The organism is Vibrio sp. S234-5 (assembly GCF_000960595.1).
Taxonomy (GTDB): domain Bacteria; phylum Pseudomonadota; class Gammaproteobacteria; order Enterobacterales; family Vibrionaceae; genus Vibrio.
This window is the reverse complement of the sequence record NZ_JZAM01000458.1, coordinates 1-379: the sequence shown is the minus strand read 5'-3', so window position 1 is coordinate 379 and position 379 is coordinate 1. Positions and strand designations below refer to the sequence as shown.

Sequence of the window (379 nt, the reverse complement as noted above, 5' to 3'; positions counted from 1 at the left end):
CTCTACCAGTCCTATCTATCGAGCCGGAGTGCTTATCTGAATACATCATGCGTCGTTCTGAGAACGAGCAGCATCTTTCGACAGCTGAAGTCGCGACTTTAGTTTTGAAACAAGCCGGTGAGAACAAAGCATCGGAATGCCTTCAATTGTGGTTTGAAGCCTTTAGAGAAACCTACATGCTAACCAAGACCCGAGTCAAAAACGATCCTAATCGACCGCATTTGAAACGTTTCAAAGAGTGGTTGAAAACCGAGAGCTGACTCTAAGGAATGAACTTTTGTTGATGGCATGTTGTTCAACTGACTTCAGCGAGGGGATAAATCTGCATTCGGTCACGGTTTGCAGGCGTACAGATATGGATAATGCCACTAGTTTATAC

General features: G+C 44.6%; 1 protein-coding gene. It reads left to right on the top strand.

What is annotated here, in order from left to right; all coding sequences use genetic code 11:
• The coding region (locus UF06_RS23045) for a DTW domain-containing protein (RefSeq protein ID WP_045572542.1) at positions 1-260 on the top strand (260 nt) is incomplete at its 5' end.
• Positions 261-379 lie beyond the last annotated feature (119 nt).